25 protein-coding genes are annotated in these 20,085 nt (G+C 62.6%); 13 read left to right on the top strand and 12 right to left on the bottom strand.

Translation table 11 applies throughout. The annotated features are described in order from the left end of the window. Positions 1-143 precede the first annotated feature (143 nt). Genes lptF through EV669_RS09600 form a run of 4 tightly spaced genes read left to right on the top strand, consistent with a single transcriptional unit; the run spans position 144 to position 5,374 of the window. Positions 144-1,247, top strand: coding sequence for an LPS export ABC transporter permease LptF (gene lptF, locus EV669_RS09585; protein WP_132098541.1), 1,104 nt, complete (start codon positions 144-146; stop codon positions 1,245-1,247). Further along, the gene (gene lptG / locus EV669_RS09590; protein WP_054286503.1) at positions 1,244-2,320 is read left to right on the top strand and encodes an LPS export ABC transporter permease LptG; all 1,077 of its coding nucleotides are present in this window, start codon (positions 1,244-1,246) and stop codon (positions 2,318-2,320) included. Before lptF ends, lptG begins: the two co-directional genes overlap by 4 nt. Position 2,321: 1 nt before the next feature. Continuing rightward, entirely contained in the window at positions 2,322-4,895 is a 2,574-nt protein-coding gene (locus EV669_RS09595; protein WP_132098542.1) for a [protein-PII] uridylyltransferase, read from the top strand. A gap of 17 nt (positions 4,896-4,912) precedes the next feature. Then, on the top strand, positions 4,913-5,374 hold the full coding sequence (locus tag EV669_RS09600) for a MaoC family dehydratase (RefSeq protein ID WP_054286505.1): 462 nt from the start codon (positions 4,913-4,915) through the stop codon (positions 5,372-5,374). A gap of 85 nt (positions 5,375-5,459) precedes the next feature. Here EV669_RS09600 and EV669_RS09605 read toward each other — a convergent pair whose 3' ends face one another. Further along, positions 5,460-6,410: a GMP reductase gene (locus EV669_RS09605; RefSeq protein WP_054286506.1), complete on the bottom strand. Its 951-nt coding sequence runs from the start codon at positions 6,408-6,410 to the stop codon at positions 5,460-5,462. Between the two features lie 177 nt (positions 6,411-6,587). Continuing rightward, complete coding sequence (locus EV669_RS09610) at positions 6,588-7,232, bottom strand: ParA family protein (RefSeq protein WP_054286507.1); 645 nt, start codon at positions 7,230-7,232, stop codon at positions 6,588-6,590. A gap of 86 nt (positions 7,233-7,318) precedes the next feature. Between EV669_RS09610 and EV669_RS09615 the strand changes: the two genes are divergently transcribed. From EV669_RS09615 to EV669_RS09640, 6 genes are all read left to right on the top strand, one after another. Continuing rightward, the gene (locus tag EV669_RS09615) at positions 7,319-7,978 is read left to right on the top strand and encodes an HAD family hydrolase (protein WP_132098543.1); all 660 of its coding nucleotides are present in this window, start codon (positions 7,319-7,321) and stop codon (positions 7,976-7,978) included. A gap of 114 nt (positions 7,979-8,092) precedes the next feature. Beyond that, positions 8,093-8,626 (top strand): septation protein A, encoded by a 534-nt coding sequence (locus EV669_RS09620; RefSeq protein ID WP_054286312.1) that lies wholly within the window; start codon positions 8,093-8,095, stop codon positions 8,624-8,626. Further along, positions 8,626-8,928, top strand: coding sequence for a YciI family protein (locus tag EV669_RS09625; protein ID WP_132098544.1), 303 nt, complete (start codon positions 8,626-8,628; stop codon positions 8,926-8,928). Before EV669_RS09620 ends, EV669_RS09625 begins: the two co-directional genes overlap by 1 nt. After that, positions 8,925-9,194 carry a BolA family protein gene (locus EV669_RS09630; RefSeq protein ID WP_054286314.1) on the top strand — a complete coding sequence of 90 codons (270 nt, stop codon included), beginning with the start codon at positions 8,925-8,927 and terminating at the stop codon, positions 9,192-9,194. Before EV669_RS09625 ends, EV669_RS09630 begins: the two co-directional genes overlap by 4 nt. 22 nt (positions 9,195-9,216) lie before the next feature. After that, positions 9,217-10,011: a peptidylprolyl isomerase gene (locus tag EV669_RS09635; protein ID WP_054286386.1), complete on the top strand. Its 795-nt coding sequence runs from the start codon at positions 9,217-9,219 to the stop codon at positions 10,009-10,011. A 24-nt stretch (positions 10,012-10,035) separates the two neighbouring features. Next, on the top strand, positions 10,036-10,794 hold the full coding sequence (locus EV669_RS09640; protein WP_054286315.1) for a peptidylprolyl isomerase: 759 nt from the start codon (positions 10,036-10,038) through the stop codon (positions 10,792-10,794). Between the two features lie 60 nt (positions 10,795-10,854). Here the strand turns inward: EV669_RS09640 and EV669_RS09645 are convergent, their stop codons facing one another. Then, positions 10,855-11,640 (bottom strand): enoyl-CoA hydratase, encoded by a 786-nt coding sequence (locus tag EV669_RS09645; RefSeq protein WP_055434076.1) that lies wholly within the window; start codon positions 11,638-11,640, stop codon positions 10,855-10,857. A gap of 204 nt (positions 11,641-11,844) precedes the next feature. Here EV669_RS09645 and EV669_RS09650 point away from each other — a divergent pair, with 204 nt between their 5' ends. Then, entirely contained in the window at positions 11,845-12,513 is a 669-nt protein-coding gene (locus EV669_RS09650; protein ID WP_054286317.1) for a sulfite exporter TauE/SafE family protein, read from the top strand. Here the strand turns inward: EV669_RS09650 and EV669_RS09655 are convergent. Genes EV669_RS09655 through EV669_RS09675 form a run of 6 tightly spaced genes read right to left on the bottom strand, consistent with a single transcriptional unit; the run spans position 12,500 to position 16,561 of the window. Continuing rightward, a complete protein-coding gene (locus EV669_RS09655; RefSeq protein ID WP_132098545.1) occupies positions 12,500-13,408 on the bottom strand; it encodes a metal ABC transporter substrate-binding protein in 909 nt (302 codons plus the stop codon). The two genes, EV669_RS09650 and EV669_RS09655, sit on opposite strands and share 14 nt — an antisense overlap. A 23-nt stretch (positions 13,409-13,431) precedes the next feature. After that, positions 13,432-14,307: a metal ABC transporter permease gene (locus EV669_RS09660; RefSeq protein WP_054286319.1), complete on the bottom strand. Its 876-nt coding sequence runs from the start codon at positions 14,305-14,307 to the stop codon at positions 13,432-13,434. Further along, on the bottom strand, positions 14,304-15,050 hold the full coding sequence (locus EV669_RS09665) for a metal ABC transporter ATP-binding protein (protein WP_055434074.1): 747 nt from the start codon (positions 15,048-15,050) through the stop codon (positions 14,304-14,306). Before EV669_RS09665 ends, EV669_RS09660 begins: the two co-directional genes overlap by 4 nt. After that, the gene (locus tag EV669_RS14070; RefSeq protein ID WP_161803916.1) at positions 15,047-15,196 is read right to left on the bottom strand and encodes a hypothetical protein; all 150 of its coding nucleotides are present in this window, start codon (positions 15,194-15,196) and stop codon (positions 15,047-15,049) included. The genes EV669_RS09665 and EV669_RS14070 overlap by 4 nt, the downstream gene beginning before the upstream one ends. Positions 15,197-15,212: 16 nt before the next feature. Beyond that, positions 15,213-16,130 (bottom strand): CobW family GTP-binding protein, encoded by a 918-nt coding sequence (locus EV669_RS09670; protein WP_132098546.1) that lies wholly within the window; start codon positions 16,128-16,130, stop codon positions 15,213-15,215. After that, positions 16,127-16,561, bottom strand: coding sequence for a transcriptional repressor (locus EV669_RS09675; RefSeq protein WP_054286322.1), 435 nt, complete (start codon positions 16,559-16,561; stop codon positions 16,127-16,129). Before EV669_RS09675 ends, EV669_RS09670 begins: the two co-directional genes overlap by 4 nt. 136 nt (positions 16,562-16,697) lie before the next feature. Between EV669_RS09675 and EV669_RS09680 the strand changes: the two genes are divergently transcribed. Both EV669_RS09680 and EV669_RS09685 read left to right on the top strand, forming a co-directional pair. Continuing rightward, complete coding sequence (locus tag EV669_RS09680) at positions 16,698-17,132, top strand: c-type cytochrome (RefSeq protein WP_132098547.1); 435 nt, start codon at positions 16,698-16,700, stop codon at positions 17,130-17,132. Positions 17,133-17,222: 90 nt separating this feature from the next. Then, entirely contained in the window at positions 17,223-17,666 is a 444-nt protein-coding gene (locus EV669_RS09685; RefSeq protein WP_132098548.1) for a c-type cytochrome, read from the top strand. A 61-nt stretch (positions 17,667-17,727) separates the two neighbouring features. Here the strand turns inward: EV669_RS09685 and EV669_RS09690 are convergent, their stop codons facing one another. The 3 genes from EV669_RS09690 to lipB form a co-directional block, all read right to left on the bottom strand. Continuing rightward, the gene (locus EV669_RS09690) at positions 17,728-18,372 is read right to left on the bottom strand and encodes a cytochrome b/b6 domain-containing protein (RefSeq protein WP_054286325.1); all 645 of its coding nucleotides are present in this window, start codon (positions 18,370-18,372) and stop codon (positions 17,728-17,730) included. 144 nt (positions 18,373-18,516) lie between these two features. Then, the gene (gene lipA, locus EV669_RS09695; protein WP_132098549.1) at positions 18,517-19,464 is read right to left on the bottom strand and encodes a lipoyl synthase; all 948 of its coding nucleotides are present in this window, start codon (positions 19,462-19,464) and stop codon (positions 18,517-18,519) included. Then, positions 19,461-20,084, bottom strand: coding sequence for a lipoyl(octanoyl) transferase LipB (gene lipB / locus EV669_RS09700; protein WP_054286327.1), 624 nt, complete (start codon positions 20,082-20,084; stop codon positions 19,461-19,463). The genes lipA and lipB overlap by 4 nt, the downstream gene beginning before the upstream one ends. Position 20,085: the final 1 nt, after the last annotated feature.

The raw sequence follows: 20,085 nt of genomic DNA on the forward strand, positions 1-20,085 counted from the left end.
GTGTTCTTTCGAGCCAGCCTTCCTTGCGTGTGCGCTGCCGATCTTCGTACGATTACGCGAAAACCTGTCGGAAAAGCCGCTTCAGCAATTTCGAATTAAATTATCACTACGCTAACCGGAAAAAGTCAAAAAGGCCGCCACTCATGGTTTTTCACAAGAGCCTGACCCGCGAACTGACCTTCACGGCAGTCGGGGTTTTCGTCGTGCTCCTGGCAATCCTGCTTTCCACCCAGGCGATCAACCTGCTTGGTCGTGCTGCGGAAGGCCGCGTGGCCAACGAGGCCGTGGCCGCACTCATCGGCTTCTGGGCCCTGGGCCTCTTCCCCCTGCTGCTAATTCTTACGGTGTTCGTCAGCACGCTGGTAGTGCTCACCCGGGTCTGGCGTGATCACGAGATGGCGGTATGGCTGTCCGCCGGCGTGTCACTGCGCAACTGGACGTGGCCGATCCAGCGCTTTGCCCTGCCACTGGCCCTTCTGGTGGCCGTGGTCTCGCTGTATGTCGGCCCTTGGGCCCAGCAACGCAGCAAGCAGTATGCGGAAATCCTCAAGCAACGCGAAGAGCTGTCGGCGATCGCACCGGGCATCTTCAAGGAGTCCAAGGCGGCCAACCGCATCTATTTCGTCGAAAACTATTCCGGTGAGCGAGGAGCGGCGTCCAACATCTTCGTGCAGGACATCACCGAAGGCCGCGTGGCCACGGTACTGGCGCGGGCGGGTAAGGTGGAAACCAAGGAGAACGGCGAGCGGGTACTGGTGCTGGAGAACGGTCGACGCTACGCGGGCGAGCCGGGCAGCAAGGACTACGAAGAGGCGGATTTCGAACGCTTCACCGTCAGCATCGGTGAGCAGCAGCCGCTGATTGGCCCGGCTACCAACAGGCAGGCGCTGCCGACGGCGCTGCTGTGGGCGAGCAACCGGGCTGAAGACAAGGCTGAGCTGGCGTGGCGGCTCTCGATGCCGCTCTCGTGCCTGATTCTGGCTTTCCTTGCAGTCCCGCTATCGTATTTCAACCCGCGCAGCGGCCACACCTACAATCTGGTGTTCGCGCTGCTGGCATACTTCCTTTATCAGAACGGACTGACGCTGACCCGCAACTGGATCAGCCAGGACAGGATTCCGGTCTTGGCCATCCTGCTGCCGCACGTGCTGATGGCTGGCCTGGGCCTGCTGCTGATGGCCTACCGCAGCCGGCCTTCGATGCGCTTCGGGCAGTTCCTGATGCGTGGCCTGAGGAGCAAGGCATGAAGCTGATCACCCGTTACGTGCTGGGCGAACTGGCCCTCTACACATTCTTTACCCTACTGGCGCTGCTCGGGCTGTTCGCCTTCTTCGACATCGTCAAGGAGGTGCCCGATCTGGGACAGGGCAACTACACCCTGTGGGTGATGCTGGCTTATGTGGGCCTGCTGATGCCTGGCCATGCCTACGAGCTGATGCCGCTGGCAGTGCTGATCGGTGCGCTGGTGGCGATGTCACAGCTGGCGATGAGCAGCGAATATACGGTTATCCGTACCAGTGGCGTGTCGCTGCGCCAGGTGGGGGGCATTCTATTTCTCTTCGGGCTGATCTTTGCACTGGTCACGATGCTGCTGGGCGAACTTGTGGCGCCGGCCGCCGAGCAGCAGGCCGAGCGAATGCGGCTGGGAGCGACGCGTTCCATGGTGGCGCAGGAGTTTCAGTCGGGAATCTGGGTGAAGGACAACCGCAACTTCATCAACGTGGGAGAAATGCTGCCGGACAACACGTTGCTGAAAGTGCGCATCTATACCTACGATCAGGACTACCGTCTCGTCACCACGCGCTATGCAGACCGTGGCGTCTACAACGGGGAGCGCAAGCTCTGGCAGCTGGAAAACGTGCGCGAGTCCCGGCTGTTCCGCGATCATGTCGAAAGTCAGGTCTACCCGCGTCTCGACTGGAACTCTGTGGTTGAACCTCGCATTCTCGATGTACTGCTGGTGGTGCCAGAGCAGATGTCCGCAGCCAGCCTGGTGCGTTACATCGAGCATCTTTCGGCCAACAAGCAGAAAACCAGCCGCTACGAGATTGCGCTATGGGGCAAGGTATTCTACCCGCTCGCTTGCGTGTCGATGGCGCTGGTGGCGCTGGCATTCACTCCGCGCCAGCGCCGTCAGGGACAACTCGGGCTGCGGGTATTCGCCGGCATTTGTCTCGGGGTGGGCTTTCACTTCATCAACCGGCTCTTCGGCCACCTGGGTCTGCTCTACGACTGGAATGCCGTGCTGGCAGCCACTGTACCCACCCTACTCTTTCTGGTGGCCGGGGTGGCACTGATCCGGCTTCAGGAGAAGCACTGACATGATCGCGACTTCGGCCGACCTTGCCCGCGAGATTCGCGAGGCCCTGCATCAAGGCCAGCAGGGGTTGGCCGAAGAGTACCACCTGCTGCGGGACCCGGAGCGCTATCTGGCTGGGCACACGGCCCTGGTGGATGTCGCACTTCAAGGCCTGTGGGCGTCACTGGGCGAGTGCGCCTCGCAGGCAGCCTTGGTAGCGGTGGGCGGTTACGGTCGGGCCCAGCTCTTTCCCCATTCGGACATAGACATCCTGCTGCTCTTGCCCGAGACGCCCTCTGCCTCGCTTCAGGCCGGCATCGAACAACTGGTGGGGATGATGTGGGATGTGGGTCTTGTGATCGGACACAGCGTTCGCACTCCCTCGCAGTGCCGCGAGGAGGCTGCAGCTGACCTGACGGTGGAGACCAATCTTTTGGAGCACCGTCTGGTCGCCGGCGATGCCGCGCTCTACCGGGGCCTTTTCGAGACGCTGGACCTGCATCGCGACCCGGTGGCCTTCAGTGAAGGCAAAGTGCTGGAACAGCAGCATCGCCACACGCGGCATTATGGCGTCACCAACAATCTCGAGCCCAACGTCAAGGAAAGTCCGGGCGGACTGCGCGACTTGCACACGTTGCTCTGGATCAGCAAGGCTGCCGGGCTGGGCGGTCACTGGGATGCGCTGGTGCAGCGGGGCATTCTCACCCTGTCCGAAGCGCGACTCATCAAGCACAGCGAACGGCAGCTGCAGAAGCTGCGCATCGACCTGCACCTTCTGGCACGCCGCGGCGAGGACCGGCTGATCTTCGACCTGCAGCAGCAACTGGGGCTGGCCTGGGGGCTGGTGGACACACCGGCCAAGCGTGCCAGCGAGCAGGTGATGCAGCTCTACTACCGTGCAGCCAAGACCGTGGTGCAGCTCAACGGCATCCTGCTGCCCAATCTGCGCGCCCGCCTCTACTCGGCTGTTCCGCGAGTGACCCAGACCCTCAGCGACCGTTTTTATGCGGTTAATGGCATGCTCGGCATTCGTCGTCCGGATGTGTTCGAGAAGTCGCCTTCTGCGATCCTCGAGGCCTTCCTGATGCTGCAGCGTCACCCCGAGCTCACCGGTTTCGCCCCCCGCATGCTGCGGGCCCTATGGCATGCACGCAGCCGCATCAACGAGAAGTTCCGCAACGACCCCATCAACCGTCAGCTTTTCATGGAGATCCTGCGCTCGCCGGGGCTAACGCGTTGCCTGCGGCGGATGAACCTCTACGGAGTGCTGGGCAAGTATCTCCCCAACTTCGGTCGCATCGTCGGCCAGATGCAGCACGACCTCTTTCATGTCTACACCGTAGACGAACACATCCTGATGGTGGTACGCAACCTGCGCCGCTTCGCCATCAGCGCGTTCAACCACGAATACCCCTTCCTGTCGCGCCTGATCAATGATTTCGAGCGACCGGAGGTCCTGTACATCGCCGGCCTCTTCCATGACATTGCCAAGGGACGGGGCGGAGACCATTCACAGCTGGGCATGGCCGACGTCGCTGCCTTCTGCGAGGGCCATGGACTGTCGCAGGAAGACACGGCGCTGGCCACCTGGCTGGTGGGCCAGCACCTGACGATGTCCAGCATCGCGCAGAAGCAGGACATCTACGATCCGGAAACCGTGCAGCGCTTCGCCGAGATCGTCAGGACACCGCGACGGCTAACCGCGCTTTACCTGCTGACGGTAGCCGACATCCGTGGCACCAGCCCCAAGGTGTGGAATGCCTGGAAAGCCAAGCTCCTCGAGGATCTCTACAACGCCACGCTCAAGACGCTGCTGCGCGGCGGAGAGCTGGACGTGGAATCCGAACTGGAGGAGCGCAAGGCGCAGGCGCAGGCGCAGCTGCGCCTGTTTGCAGTGCCAGAGGGCGTCGAGGACAGGCTCTGGAGCCAACTCGACACTGTTTATTTCCTGCGTCACGAAGCACGGGAAATCGCCTGGCATGCGCGACACCTCAACCGCTACGTGCACACTGCAGACCCTATCGTGCGGGCCCGGCTGTCGGACGACCGGGAGGGGATCCAGGTCATGGTTTACACCCCGGATCAGCCCGAACTCTTCGCGCGCATCTGTGCGTTCTTCGGACGGACCCACTACAGCATTGCGGATGCCAAGATCTATACCACTCGCCATGGGTATGCGCTGGACACCTTTTACGTATTCATCCCAGAGCACCATGATGGAGATTATCGCGACCTCATCAACTTCATCGAGTTCGAACTGGCCCAGACGCTGGTGCGGGCCGAGCCGGTGGAGCTTCCGGCCGGCGGGCGCATCAGCCGGCACCTGAAGCATTTTCCCGTCACGCCACAGATCACCCTTCGTCCTGACGACAAGGAGAACTTTTTTGTGCTCTCCATTGTGGCAGGCGATAAGCCGGGCCTGCTGGCTTGCATCGCGAAGGTCCTGGCGGATTACCGGCTTAATGTGCACTCGGCCAAGATCATGACGCTGGGCAGCCGGGTGGAAGATTCCTTCCAGCTGACCGGACCGGGCCTGCACGATGACCGTACCGTGCTGGAACTTGAAACCGACCTGATGGCTGCCCTGCGCATCTGACACCCCTACGAGGAACTATGACTCAGAAGCTTTATTACGAAGACCTGGAGCCAGGCCGCTGTTTTGAGAGCCGGGTGCATGAGCTGACCGAGGAGGAACTGATCGGCTTTGCCCGGCAGTATGATCCCCAGTTCTTTCATACCGATCCGGAGGCCGCACGCGACAGTGTGTTCAATGGCCTGGCTGCCAGTGGCTGGCATACCTGTGCTCTGTCGATGCGCTTGATCACGGACTCTCCTCTTGGACGCGTTGCCAACGGCTTGGTCGGCATGCAAATTGACAGCCTGCGCTGGCCCGTACCGACCCGCGCCGGCGATACGCTGCGGGTGGAAGTGGAGGTGCTGGAGCGGCGAGTGTCGTCCAGTCAGCCGAAGTTCGGCGTGGTTCGGTTGCGCTGGACTACGCGCAACCAGCGCAACGAGATCGCAATGCAGCTGGAGAATGCCATCTGGGCCGCGCGGCGGCCGCAGGTGGGCTGACCGGCTGCCAGATGAGAAAAAGCGCTCCCTAGGGGGCGCTTTTTCGTGGGGTCGGCAGGAGCGGGACGGCCAATCGTCTTCAGGCTCAGCGCGGAACGAAGATCATCTCCACATCACGCAGTGCCCTCAGGTCACGACCGCCGGCATAGCTGATCGACGATTGAAGGTCTTCCTGAAGTTCCACCAGCAGCTTGGCGATGCTGCCCTTGTACTCCACCAGGATCTTCTTCCCTTCCACGTTGACATACGCGCCCTTGTTGAACTGCGAGGCACTGCCGAAGTATTCCTTGTAGTGCTTGCCGTTGATCTCGACGATATTACCGGCAGATTCGTCATAGCCTGCGAACAAGGAGCCGGCCATGATCATTGTTGCGCCGCATGCGAGAGCCTTGGCCATGTCGCCATGCTCGCTGATGCCGCCATCGGCGATGACCGGAACGCTCACTGCGCTCGCACAGTCGCTGACGGTGGAGACCATGGGGCGATGAAAGCCCGTCTTGTTCTTGGTGATGCACACCCGACCGCCAGCGATGCCGGCCTTGATAGCATCACATCCCCAGCTTTCCAGATCCCGTGCGGCTTCGGCGGTGGCGATGTTGCCTCCGATCAGGAAGGTTTCGGGAAAAAGATCCTTGATGGTCTTGATCATCCGCTCCGCCTTCACGCACCAGGCGTTGGCGATGTCGAGGGTGATGTATTCCGGGGTGAGGCCGGCTGCCTTGAGCGCATTGAGCTGCTCCACCGTGTCTTCGTTCACGCCGGCACTGATGGAGGCGAACAGGCCCTTCTGCTGCATGTCCGCGGTGAAGGCCACCGCATCCACGTTGAAGCGGTGCATGGTGTAGAACCAGCCGCGGCGGGCGAAGTATTCGCAGGTCTCAGCATCCACCACGCTCTTCATGTTGGCCGGGTAGATGGGCATCGTGAAGCGACGCGGGCCGAAGGTGACGGAGGTGTCGCATTCCTTACGGCTGTCGACGAGAGTCTTGCGCGGGACGAGGTATACATCGCCGTAGTTGAGTTCGGTCTTGATCATGCCAGTGTGCTCGGTAAAGGTCGGTTGCGTAAAACTGGGGGCCCCAAACAAAACGGGAGCCGTCAGGGGCTCCCGTTTGCGATCCGCCCTGCGTCGCCCCACCGGGGTTCGCACGAATCAACGCTGCTAAGTTAGACCCCGTGCTGCGGGGTGTCAACAACTTTCTTCAAGTAAAGATTATTTGTCGCACCACGAGGGCTGCGGCGTCAGCCAGTCGATGATGGGTTGCCATTCTGCACGGTCGCGTGCGGTGCGTGAGGGGGGCAGATCGAATAGAGTGAGCCCGGCTGTGGCTGTCTGGACATAAAGCTGTGTGTCGCGCAGCCAGGTGAGCACGGGCACATCGTGCCGGGCCAGGAATTGCTCCAGTTCCCGGGCCGAGCGGGTGCGCGGGTCTACCCGCATGCCCACCACTGCAAGGAATGCCTTCTGCTTGCGCAGTGCCTTCTCTTCGAGTACGCCTTCGAGAAACGCTTCGCTGGCCCACATGTCGAAGGGAGAGGGCTGGATGGGCACGAGTATGCGATCCACCCGCCCCAGCAAAGCGGCCAGCTTCTTGCCCTTGAGGCCGGCAGGGGTATCCAGTACCACCAGCTCCGTGCCTTTGGGCGCACGGGCGGGAGCGCCCGGCTCGATTTCCCAACCGGCAATCGCCGGCCTTTCGGGTGGCCGACGCGTCAGCCAGTGCAGCGACGACTGCTGGCGGTCAACATCACCCAGCATCACCTTTTTGCCTTGACAGGCATAATAGCCGGCCAGTTGGGTGGACAACGTGGATTTGCCACTCCCGCCCTTGGGGTTGGCAACCAGTATGCTCAACACGGTGGATCCTGCTTTCTTGTCGGGGTTCGATCACTATAACAGACCGCATGACGATTGATTAGTTGCGTGAGACTGACGGAGGGTGCATGAATCCAGCTTGGCAGGCCACCATCTTCGACCTGGATGGACTGATGGTCGACACCGAGTCCCTCGGCACGGCAAGCCTGAGCGCCGCCGCTCGCTCGCTCGGCGTGACGCTGGCGCCGCAGTGGCTGGACGACCTGGTCGGTCTTTCCACCACGCGCACGCTGGCCTATCTGTGCGAACACCTACCGGAAAGGACGGCCCGGGCGGTGTACGAGACCAGCCGCAGCGGTTATCGGCGCCAGCTGGAGGAAGCTGAAATTCCGCTGCGCCCTGGCATTGTGCCCTTGCTCGACTGGCTAGCGGACAGGACGTTGCCACGTGCCGTGGCCACTTCCACCCAGCGTGTCCTGGCCGACCTCAAGCTGCAACGAACCGGCCTTGACCGCTACTTCCCCGTGTCGGTAGCGGGTGACGAAGTGCCAGCCACCAAGCCAGCCCCTGACCTGTACCTGAAAGCTGCAGCGTGTCTGGGAGTGCCACCTGTCCATTGCATCGCCTTGGAGGATTCGCCGGTGGGCGCCGAAGCGGCCCTGGCAGCAGGCATGCGTGTGATCATCGTGCCAGACATGGTGCAGCCCTCCCCGTCTCTTGCCCGGCAGGCACTGGCAGTTTGCCCCAGTCTGCATGAAGCATGCGAGGTCTTGCGCGGGTTGCGCTGACCCCAGGGTTGGCCGAAGCGCCACAAGCCGTGCGGGCCGCTGACCAGCCTGCCACCGAAGGGCCTCCTTGCCGCCAGCCTTGTCAGCCCCGGTCCCCACCCCCATAATTCCCCCATGAAATTTCTGGCTGACCTCTTTCCAGTGGTGTTGTTCTTCGGCGCCTACTGGCTGACGCGCAACATGTTCGTGGCCACAGCCGTCGCGATCGTTGCTACCTTCGTGCAAGTGCTCTGGGCCTGGATCCGCCACCGTAAGGTGGAAACCATGCAGTGGGTCAGCCTCGGGCTGATCGTGGTTTTGGGCGGGGCCACCCTGCTCTTTGGCGACAAGCATTTCATCATGTGGAAACCCACAGCCCTCTACTGGCTTATGGCTGGTGGCCTGCTGATCGGGGAACTTGCCGGCAAGAACGGTATCAGAGCCCTGCTGGGCCGTGAGGTGACCCTGCCCGAGCCCGTGTGGCGCAAGCTCAACTACGCATGGGTGGCGTTCTTCGCCGTGATGGGCGGGCTCAACCTTTTTGTGGCCTATCACTTCAGCGAGGACGTATGGGTCAACTTCAAGCTGTTCGGCGGCCTGGGGTTAATGATTGCCTTCGTCGTCGCCCAGAGCCTGTTTCTTTCCCGTTATATCGAGGACAAGCAGTGATGCTGTACATGATTCTGGGGCAGGACCGGGAAGGCGCCCTGCCTGACCGGCTGGCCGTACGCCCTGCCCACCTTGAGCGACTGCAGGCGCTGCAGGCTGAAGGGCGGCTGGTACTGGCAGGCCCGTGTCCCGCCATTGATGCCGCCGACCCCGGCCCCGCCGGTTTCAGCGGCAGCCTGATCGTTGCCGAGTTCGAATCCCTCGAGGCCGCCCAAGCCTGGGCCGATGCCGATCCGTATGTGGCAGCAGGCGTGTATGCCCGTGTCGAAGTCAAACCCTTCCGCAAGGTGTTTCCCGCATGACGGGGCCGTCGACCCAGTGGTTGGCCGAAGCGCTGGCGGTGCTGGAGCCCGAGCATCTCTCGATCGAAGACGATAGTGCAGCCCACGCCGGCCACGCCGGTGCCCGTTCCGGGGGAGGGCATTACACCGTGACCGTGGTCAGTGCACGGTTCTCCGGCCTTAACCGGGTAGCACGGCACCGGCTGGTCTATACGGCGCTGGGCGACCTGATGAAGACCCGTATTCATGCGCTGGCGCTGGTTGCGCTGGCGCCCGACGAACTTTGAATTTCCAACCCAAGGTATGACCATGCAGCAGAAACGTCTGGCCGCGCTGGCGGCCGCTCTTGTCATTGGTGTTTCCGGCTCTGCTTTTGCCCAGTCGGTTGCAGTGGTTAACGGTGTGGCCATCGACAAGAAGGAAGTCGACGAGGCCGTGAGCGCCCTGGTCAAGAACAGCGGCGGCAAGATGCAGGACACTCCTGCTCTGCGGGACCAGATCAAGGACAGCCTGGTCACCCGCGAGGTGATCAAGCAGGAAGCTACCCGCCGGGGTCTGGACAAGCAGCCGGCGTTCGCTGAGGAGCTGGCCCGCGTGCGCGAGGAAATGCTGCGCCAGGCGCTATTCATGGATATCCTCAAGCAAAACCAGGTAACCGAGGCCAAGGTCAAGGCCCGCTACGACCAGATCGCCGGCAAGCTGGCCGGCAGCAAGGAAGTGCATGCCCGCCAGATCGTGGTTGCCAGCGAAGCCGACGCCGCCAAGGTGGTGGAGGACCTCAAGAAGGGCACCAAGTTCGAGGCCGTCGCCAAGTCGCGCTCCAAAGACCCTGCCGTCCAGAAAACCGGGGGCGACATGGGCTGGGGCAATCTGAACGCCATGGAACCCAAGCTGGCCGAAGTGCTGAAAACCATCCCCAAAGGACAGTACAATACCCAGCCGTTCCGCTCCAATCTCGGCTGGCATATCTTCAAAGTAGAAGAAGTGCGCGATGCCAAGTCGCCGGCCTTCAACGACGTGAAAGAGCAGCTGGCCCGCCAGATGCAGGAAGAGGAACTCGCCAAGGCCGTGGGTGAACTGCGCGCCAAGGCGAAAATCCAGTAAGCAAAACAACAAGGATCACTTTTCATGCATAAGAAACTGCTGGCGGCTGCCCTTGTCGCCGCTCTTGCCTCCACCGGCGCCGCAGCCGCGGTTCCGACCGTCAGCCAGGCTCGTATCGATGCTGTCGTCCGCATGATGGAGGCGCAGGGCCAGCCCTCCTCGCCGCAGATGCGAGAGATGGTGCGGGAACAGCTGGTGACAGCCGAGATCCTGCGTCAGGAAGCCATCAAGCAGGGGCTGGACAAGTCGGCCGATTACCGTGCCGAGCTGGAAAACATGCAGACGATGGCGCTGGCCAACCGTCTGGTGCGTGAATACCAGCGGAGCCATCCGGTTTCGCAGGCAGAGCTGGTTGCCGAGTACAACAAGCTGAAAGGTGAGTTCAAGCCCAAGACCACCTACCATGCGCGTCATATCCTGGTGGGTAGCGAGGCCGAAGCCAACGCGGTACTGGAATCTTTGAAGAAGGGCAAGCCGTTCGACCAGCTGGCACGTGAGAAGTCCACCGATACCGGCAGCAAGGGCAATGGTGGCGATCTGGGCTGGAACGAACCGGGCGCCTTCGTGGCCCCCTTCTCCGAGGCGATGACCCGTCTGGCCAAGGGCCAGGTGACCTCCAAGCCGGTGAAGTCCGAGTTCGGCTGGCACATCATCAAGCTGGACGACATCAAGACCGAAGCGGCCCCGCCGATGGAAGCCCTGCGCCCGCAACTGGAGCAGCGTGTGATGGGTGCCAAGGTGGAGGAGTACGTCAAGTCCCTGAAAAAACGGGCTGCCCAGTAAGACCAGCCTGCTCGTGGAACTTGAACGGGGCCTTTCGGCCCCGTTTTTCTTTGTCTGCGCTCAGTCGTCCTCCTCCGGGTTCCAAGCTGGATTGCGTTTGTCGAGGAAGGCCCGGATGCCTTCACGGGCTTCGGCCTGCCCCATCAGGCTTAGCACAGCCTCGCGTTCCGCCGACAGGTGCTTTTCCAGGGAGTGCAGCGGGCTGTCCTCTATCAGACGTCGCGCGGTAGCGACAGCGGCCGGCGCCTGTTGGGCTACCTTGTTGGCTAGGCTGAGGGCAACAATTTTGGAAAATCCGGGCTCTACCAGTTCTTCGATCAGCCCGATCGCCAGCGCACGCTCGGCGCGGACCATTTCTCCGCCGAGGATCATGCGCTTGGCCCAGGCAACCCCTACCCTGCGAGGCAGAAGGTGCGTACCTCCCGCGGCGGGCACCAAGCCTACCCGTCCTTCGGGAAAACCGAGTTGGGCGCCACGCTCAGCCACGATGTAATCGCAAGCAAGCGCCCACTCGAGACCGGCACCTAGGGCGAAACCGTTGACAGCCGCCACCGTCACCCCGCGAAAGCCTCGCAACGCGCGGTGGGCGGCCTGAAAGGCCTCCAGGAAGGCCTCGGCCTCCTGACGGGACGCATTCTCCAGATGCCGCAGGTCGGCACCCGCCGAAAAGAAGCTTTCGCCGGCCCCGGTAAGGACCACCGAACGCACGGCGTCCTCCTCCGTCAGGCTACGCAGGGTTTCTGCAAAGCGCTGCAGTGCCTCTGGTGTCCACAGGTTGGCCGGAGGATTGTTCAGGGCGACGATTGCCGACTTGCCCAGTCGTTCAACCGCAAGTTGTGTAGTCATCTCGTTCCTCTTGCACGGTGTGCGGGCGGGCAAAAACGTGGCGATCGACGATCAGCTGAGGGACGGTGCCTTTTGCTGTAATGATTGCCGGCGTTTTCACCGAAAATGGTCGGAATGCACGTTTTATTCCAACGTCAAACCAGTGTTTAAAGAGGAAGCAAGGCACGCGCCTGCTACAATGCGCCCAGCGGGGGCCCAAAGATCATGCTTGAAACCAGTTATCTCATCCTTTTCCTTACCGGACTGCTTGGCGGTGGCCACTGCCTAGGCATGTGCAGCGGCATCGTCACCGCGCTGAGCCTGAACCTGCCTGCTGGCCGTCGGCGCTGGCCGCTAATGTTGGCCTACAACCTGGGCCGGGTGGGCAGTTATGTTCTGATTGGCGCCCTCTTGGGCGGGTTGGCCGAAGCCGGCCTGAGCCTTCTGGACTTCCGACCCTTGCAGACTGGTCTTTACGTGGTGGCCAGCGTGCTGATGATCGCTTTGGGGCTCTACCTGGCCGGACTGTCGGCGGCTGTGACGCGGATCGAGCATCTGGGGCGCCCGGTATGGCGACACATCCAGCCACGTCTGGGCCGCCTGCTGCCGTTGCGCTCGGCATGGCAGGCACTTCTGGCCGGGGCGGCCTGGGGCTGGATTCCATGTGGCTTGGTGTATACCGCCAGCTTGTCTGCGCTGGCCACCGGCTCGGCCGTGGGCGGCGCGCTGTGCATGCTGGCTTTTGGTGCCGGAACGCTGCCCAACCTCCTGGCAATGGGAGCGCTTGCCGACCGCCTGCGTATGGTGATGCAGAAACGGCCAGTCCGCCTGATGGCGGGACTGGCCGTTATCGCAATGGGGGTGTGGCAGCTGTGGCGGGTCAGCGTTTCGTGAGGGCCTTCAGCAGCGTTTCCACGTTGTAGCGGAACATCGAAAGATAGCTGGCAGCGGGGCCGGCTGGGCCGGAGAGGGCATCCGAATACAGCTTGCCTCCCACCTGTACGCCGGCCTCGCGTGCCAGCTGATCCAGGAGCCGTCGGTCGGCCATATTCTCTATGAACACCGCCGAAACTTTGTCGGTCCTGATCTGGCGTACCAGCCGCGATACCTGCTTGGCCGAAGCCTCGGTGTCCGTACTGACGCCTTGCGGAGCGAGGAAGCTGATAGCGTAGCGTTTGCCCAGATAATGGAAGGCGTCGTGCGAGGTCAGTACCTTGCGCTGGGCAGCGGGAATCGCGGCGAAGGACTTGGCCGCCCACTGGTGGGCCGCCCGGACGCGGGTGGTGTAGTCGGCGGCACGCTGTGCGTAGGTTTTGGCACCTTCCGGATCAGCACGGCTCAGGCCGGAGGCTATGTTGCGGATGTAGGTTTCCACCAGCACCGGGTCGTGCCAGGCGTGCGGGTCCAGCCCGTCGTGTCCATGGTCGTGGTCGGCGCCGCCATGCTCGTGTTCGGCGTCCTCTGCCTTCAGGGGCTGTATACCGTGACTGGCTTCGACGAGGGTCCCCTTGAAGCTGGCAGAGCGCGACAGCCGGCCCAGCCATCCCTCGAATCCCAGACCGTTGACCACGAACACCTTGGCGCCTGCCAGCTTCTTCACATCGGCAGGAGCAGGCTGGAACACATGGGCGTCCTGGTCCGGCCCCACCAGCGAGACCACCTCCACCCGGTCGCCGCCGATTTCACGGGTCATGTCCGCCACGATGCTGAAACTGGCCACAACAGGCATCTTAGCCCAGGCAGAAAGCGACAGTCCGCCCAGCAGGAGGGCCAGAGCGATTTTCTTCATCAGGGTTCCTTTGGTGGTAAAAGTTAGTGTTCGAGATGCCGGCCGCGCACGTAACGGGGCAAGGCCCCTCCCAGTGGCGCGAACAGCAACGAGAAAAGATAGGCCAGCCCGGCCAGCAGGATGATGGCTGGACCCGAGGGCAGTTCGAAGTGGTATGAGAGAAGCAAACCACCCAGCCCGCTTGCAAAAGCAAGCATCACCGCCACCGCCAGCATGCCACCGACCGAAGCTGCCCAGAGGCGTGCGGTGATGGCGGGCAGCATCATCAGTCCCACGGCCATCAGAGTGCCCAAAGCCTGGAAACCCGCGACCAGGTTGAGCACCACCAGCATCAGGAAGGCGAGGTGCCATAGCGCACCCCGGGCCCCTACAGCCCGCAGAAAGACCGGATCCAGGCTTTCCAGCAGCAGGGGGCGGTAGATCAGCGCCAGCGTGAGCAGGGTGAAGCTGGCGACGCCGGCCACAAGCAGCAGCGCGGCATCGTCCACCGCCAACACCGAACCGAACAGGATGTGCATCAGGTCGACATTGCTTCCGCTACGTGACACCAAGAGAACACCTACGGCCAGCGACAGCAGGTAGAACGCAGCAAAGCTGGCATCTTCTCGGATATCGGTGAACCGTACGGCCAGCCCGGCCAAGAGGGCCACCACCACGCCGGCGACAAAACCGCCCAGGCTCATGGCGGGCAGGCTCAGGCCAGCCATCATGAAACCGATGGCAGCGCCGGGCAGCACCGCATGGCTCATGGCATCGCCCATCAGGCTCATGCGCCGCAGCACCAGGAAAAGGCCGATAGGGCCGCTACCCAAAGCCAGGGCCAAGCACCCGGCCAGCGCGCGGCGCATGAAACCGAACTCGACGAAGGGTGATACCAGCAGATCGTAAAGATGCATCATGCCGTGCCCTCCCCGCTCACGGTGCAGACAGGTGCCCGGTCCTGCCAGTGGGCGGCTGTCTGTGCGGCGCGCCGCAGGTTGTCGTCGGTGAGCACACTGGCGGTTTCGCCCCAGGCCACCACCTCCCGTGCCAGGAGCAGCGTGTGGGGAAAATAGGCGCGGACCTGCTCATAATCATGGAGTACCGCGATTACGGTTCGCCCCTCTTCCTGCCAATGACGGATCAGCTCCAGAAGATCGAAGGTGGTGCGCGCATCCACCGCATTGAAGGGTTCATCCAGCAGGATCAGGCGTGCGTCCTGGGTCAGGATGCGGGCGAACAGCACCCGCTGGAACTGCCCGCTGGAAAGCGCATTGATCGGACGGGCAGCGAAGTCCTTCAGCCCTACTGCAGCCAGCGCATCAGCCACCCTGCCCCGCCCGGCGTGTGTGACCTGACCGAACAGCCCGGTGCTGTGCCAGAGGCCGGTGGCGACCAGATCGCTGACCGAGACCGGCAGGGAGCGGTCGATTTCCGACTGCTGCGGCAGGTAAGCAATGTCGCGTCGGGCAAAGCCGGCCAGCTCCACGCTGCCCGAATCAGGCTTAAGCAGGCCCATCATGGTCTTGAGCAGCGTGCTCTTGCCAGCGCCGTTGGGGCCGAAGATGGCCGTGGCCCGGCCCGGGGCAAACTGGCCGCTGACATGATGCACCGCCGGATGACGCTGGTAGGACACTGTCAGGTTGTTCAGGCGGAGGCTCATGCCGCCTCCTTCAGTGCCCAGAAAACCACCAGCCACAGGCCGGTGAGCACCGTGCAGGCCAAGAGCAGTCTCTGCCAGGCCGCCATGCCCAGCAGGCTGATGCGCGGACCAGGGTTGGCCGAAGGCCGGTTGAAGTGTGAATGCATGGTTGTTAAGGGTTGGTTATTTTTCCAGGCACGCGCGCAGGCGCATCTCTACGGCTTCCGAGTCGAAGGCGGGAGCGATCAGTTCGAAGCGGCTATCACGGCGCCAGGCCACCTGGCTTGCACCCCACTGCCCCTCTGCCCAGTTCAGCCAGACCCAGCTATCCAATACACGGAAGACCCCTTTGGCGCGCACAAGTCCCGGCACCTGTCCGGGCAGGCTGTCGAAGAAAGCGGTGAGCGCTTCACCGCTAAAGCTGGCATCGGCAGCAAACGTCCAGCCGATGGACTGCCAGTCACTGGGCGTGCCGCGTGGGGCAGCAGGTCGGTAACGTGGCTTGGCCACCACGGCAGCATTCAGCCAACCCAGCTCCACCGCACCCTGCCGGGTCTCGGCCACTAGCGCCTTGGCTGGGAACAGAGCAGCGGCCTGTTCGCGGAAGGCCGCCATCGTCACGGCGTCGGCCATGTCGGTCTTGTTGGCCACCAGGACGTCGGCAATCGCAATCTGATCGCGATACAGCGGCTGGCGGGCATAGTCGGGGCTGACGAACTGGCGCGGGTCTACCAACGTCAGCACGGCGGCCACCTCCAGCGCATTGCCAAGGGGCGGCTCGCGTAGCTCGTCAATAACGCTTGCGGCGTGAGCCAGCCCGCTCGCCTCGATCAGCAGTCGGTCGGGGCGTTCGCGGCGCAACAGAGTGGCCACGGTGGCGGTCATCTGCGGGCCTGCCACGCAGCACAGGCAGCCGCCGGCGATCTCGGCCACCGGCACATCGCCGGTTGTCAGCGCCGCTCCGTCGATGCCGATCTCGCCGAATTCATTGACAATGATCGCCCAGCGCTCGCCGGCTGGCCGCTGCTGCAGCAGGTTGAGCAAGGCGGTGGTTTTGCCAACGCCAAGGAAGCCGGTAATCAGGTTGACCGGGGTTTTCATGCATGACACTCCTTGCAGGTGCCGGTAAGAACCAGATTCTGGCGGCGTGGGGCAAAGCCGCGCTCGGCGGCGGCCTGATGCAGCATGTCCAGGCTGTTGGTGGCATCGGCTTCTTCCACCAGGCCACAGCGTTCGCAAACCAGGATCAAGCCTTCATGGGCGCATTCGAAATGCGGGCAGACGATGAAGCCGTTGAGGGCATCCACGCGGTGGAGCAGGCCCTGCTCCACCAGGAAATCCAGTGCCCGGTAGACGGTGGGTGGGGCTGCTGCGCCACGCTCCCGCTGCAGGTCCGCCAGCACCTGGTACGCCTTGACCACGCCCGGCTGGCTTAGTACCAGCGCCAGCACCTGGCGGCGCAGGGCGGTCAGCTTGGAGCCGCGCGCTTCGCAGTAACGCTCGGCGGCGGCCAGGTAATCGTCGGGGGACATGGCAGGCTCTCCGGATGAAGGGCGTAATGTTATACAATAACAATCAGGTTAACAATGCTTAACACCTGTCGGCTTTCGACCGTCATGCCAACGTGCTAGTGTTGCAATGCTTACCGACTCCAAAAGAGGAAACGTCATGCTGAAGAAAACCCTGCTGATCGCCTTGGCCCTGGCCTGTCCGCTGACTGCCCTGGCCGCCACCGACCCGATCACCGCCCGCAAGGAAGTGTTCAAGCAGTACAAGGAAACCGTTGGCCCGATGGGCAAGATGGTCAAGGGCGACATGCCCTACAACAAGGACGAGTTTGCCAAGCTGGCGACCCGTCTGGACACCCTCGCCCAGCAACCGTGGCAGCACTTCACCCCCGGCAGCGACAAAGGCAAAACCGATGCCAAGGCGGAAATCTGGAGCAAGCCTGCCGAGTTCAAGCAGGCCGTGGATACCCACAAGGCAGAGGTGGCCAAGCTGCGTCAGGTGGCGGCTACCGGCAATCTGGACCAGATCCGGCCGCAGTTTGGCGCCGTGCAGAAAACCTGCAAGGCCTGTCACGACAGTTTCCGCAGCGAATGATTTTTGCTGCATCCTGCAGCCCGGCCTCTTGGCGGGGCTGTTTTTTTGGCGCACGATGAGCGTTTTGTCGTGCCCAATCCAGAGGAAGCAATGAAACAGCGTTTGTACGCCCTCGCCTGGCTGATGCTGGGCGCCGTGGCTGCGCCTGTCTTGGCCGCAACCCCCACCGAAGCACGGGTCACCGCTTTCAAGACCATGCTACGCACTTTCGAGCCGATGGGGCTGGTCGTGCGTGAGCAGGAGCCCTATCGCAAGGACGCCTTTGCCAAGCAGGCTGCCACCCTCAAGACCCTGGCCGCGGAGCCGTTCAAGTACTTCCCCGCTGGTAGCGCGGATGCCAAAAGTCGGGCCAAGCCGGAAATCTGGAGCCAGGCCCCGCGTTTTGCCGAAGCGCGCACACGCTTCCTGACAGCAGTGGATGGGCTGAATGCCGCAGCTCAGACCGGAGACCGTGCCGCCATCCGCAAGGCTTATGGTGAGGTGGCACAGGGCTGCAAGAGCTGTCACGACGCCTTCCGGGGGCCCGAGAAGTAAGTAAGGTTGGCCGAAGACAAAAAAGCCCGGCGATTCCGGGCTTTTTTGATGGGGGCGTGGGTTAAATCCTTGTCAGGCTCCACACCGCCACCCCGATGAGGGCAAATACGACCAGCGCCAGCCAGCCCGGGGCAAAGCGCAGGGCCGGTGGCTGCAGCGGCTGCTCAGCGCGACCGGTCAGCATGGGTCGCACCAGGTTCTGCCGTTTCACCAGGCGGTAGAAAAAGATGGCCCCGACGTGCAGGAGGACCAGCCCCAGCAGCAGGTTGAAGTTGGCTTCGTGCAGACCCGTCAGGCGCTCAGCCACGCTCGCGTCCACGAAACGCGCCAAGGGGCCGTCGAACAGATAGCTGTCGGTGTCGGCGGCAAACAGCCCGGTACCGGTCTGCACCAGCAGCACCAGCAGCATGAGGGCCACCATCCAGCCGCCCAAGGGATTGTGCCCGGGCGCAGCAGTTTCTCCAGCCAGGTAGCGGCGGATCGCGGCCGGTCCACGCAGGAAACGGGCAAACCGTGCGGTATCACTGCCGATCAGTCCCCACACCACCCGAAACAGAACCAGCGTCAGCACCGCCAGCCCCGCCCGGATGTGCCACGCCAACCAGTCCCCACCCTGTTCGGCCGTCCACCACATGATTCCGAACAGCAGCACCAGCACCCAATGGAAAAGACGTGTCGGTACGTCCCACAGTCGATTGTCCTGCATGGTTTTCTCCAGAGAAGGTCTACGTTGCCATTGTGCTCCGCATCACGCCGTTGGCATAGTGCAGCATTGTTAAGGGCTGTTAAGCGAACCCAACAATAAAAACGGGCGCCGCAGCGCCCGTGGTTCTTTCGGCCAACCTTTTGCTCATACCCCAGCGCCGTGTGCCTGCTGGTCGGCATGGTAGCTGGAACGCACCATGGCACCGACTGCCGCATGCTTGAAACCCATGGCGTACGCTTCGGTTTCGAACATGCGGAAAGTGTCGGGGTGAACGTAGCGCAGCACCGGCAGATGGCCGTCTGAGGGCTGGAGATACTGGCCGATGGTAATCATGTCTACGTCGTGGGCGCGCATGTCACGCATCACTTCAAGGATTTCCTCGTCGGTCTCCCCCAGACCCACCATCAGCCCGGACTTGGTCAGCACTTCGGGGTTGCGTGCCTTGTAATCCTTGAGCAGGGTCAGAGAGTGCTGGTAATCGGCACCGGGACGGGCCTGCTTGTAAAGGCGGGGCACGGTTTCCAGATTATGGTTCATCACGTCCGGACGGGTGGTCGTGAGGATGTCCACGGCGATCTCCAGACGGCCGCGGAAATCGGGCACCAGCACTTCGATCTGGGTATGGGGCGAACGACTGCGCACCGCGGCAATGCAGTCGGCAAAGTGCTGGGCACCGCCGTCGCGAAGGTCGTCGCGGTCCACCGAGGTCACCACGACATAACGGAGCTTGAGCGCAGCCACGGTGTCGGCGAGGTGCGTCGGCTCGTTTGGGTCCAGCGGATTGGGACGGCCATGGCCCACGTCACAGAAGGGGCAGCGTCGAGTGCAGATATCACCCATGATCATGAAAGTGGCCGTGCCTTTACTGAAGCACTCACCGATGTTGGGGCAGGTGGCCTCCTCGCAAACGGTGTGCAGCTTCTGATCGCGCAGGATCTGCTTGATCTCGGTGAAGCGCTGGCCGTTGGGCAGCTTGGCGCGAATCCACTCGGGCTTCTTCAGCTTTTCCTCGAGCGGCACGATCTTGATGGGGATGCGGGCCGTCTTGGCCGCGCCCTTGTGCTTGATGCCTGCCTGGTTTTCCAGCTTCATTCTGTCCTCTCCGTCACCGCCAGGTGGCGTTCGATGTGAGGCAGAAGGCGCTTGGCCGTTTCTGCCACCGTCCACGACACGCCCAGATCCTTCAAACGCGTTACCCTGAGGTTGGCATAACCGCAGGGGTTGATCCAGCCGAACGGCGTCAGGTCCATGTCCACGTTGAGCGAAAGCCCGTGATAGACCGCGCCGTTTTTTATTCTCAGCCCCAGCGAGGCAATCTTTGCCCCGTCCACATAGACCCCGGGGGCGTTTACATCCCCGTTGGCCTTGATCCCGGCTTCCGCCAAGGTGTCGATCACGGCCTGCTCGATGCGCCGCACCAGTTCACGCACGCCGATGTCCATGCGCTTGAAGTCCACCAGGAGATAGACCACCAGCTGGCCGGGGCCGTGATAGGTCACCTGTCCGCCGCGGTCGGTCTTTACCACCGGAATTTCGGTTCGGCGCAACAGGTGCTCTTCCTTGCCGGCCAGCCCCAGCGTATAGACGGCCGGGTGCTCCAGCACCCACAACTCGTCGGCTGTACCTGCGGTGCGGGCATCGGTCAGGGCCTGCATGGCGCGCCAGGTCGGCTCGTAGTCCACCAGCCCCAGATGCTTGACGACCCGTTCCACC

This window comes from Gulbenkiania mobilis, from assembly GCA_004346645.1.
In the GTDB taxonomy this organism is placed as follows: Bacteria; Pseudomonadota; Gammaproteobacteria; order Burkholderiales; family Chromobacteriaceae; genus Gulbenkiania; species Gulbenkiania mobilis.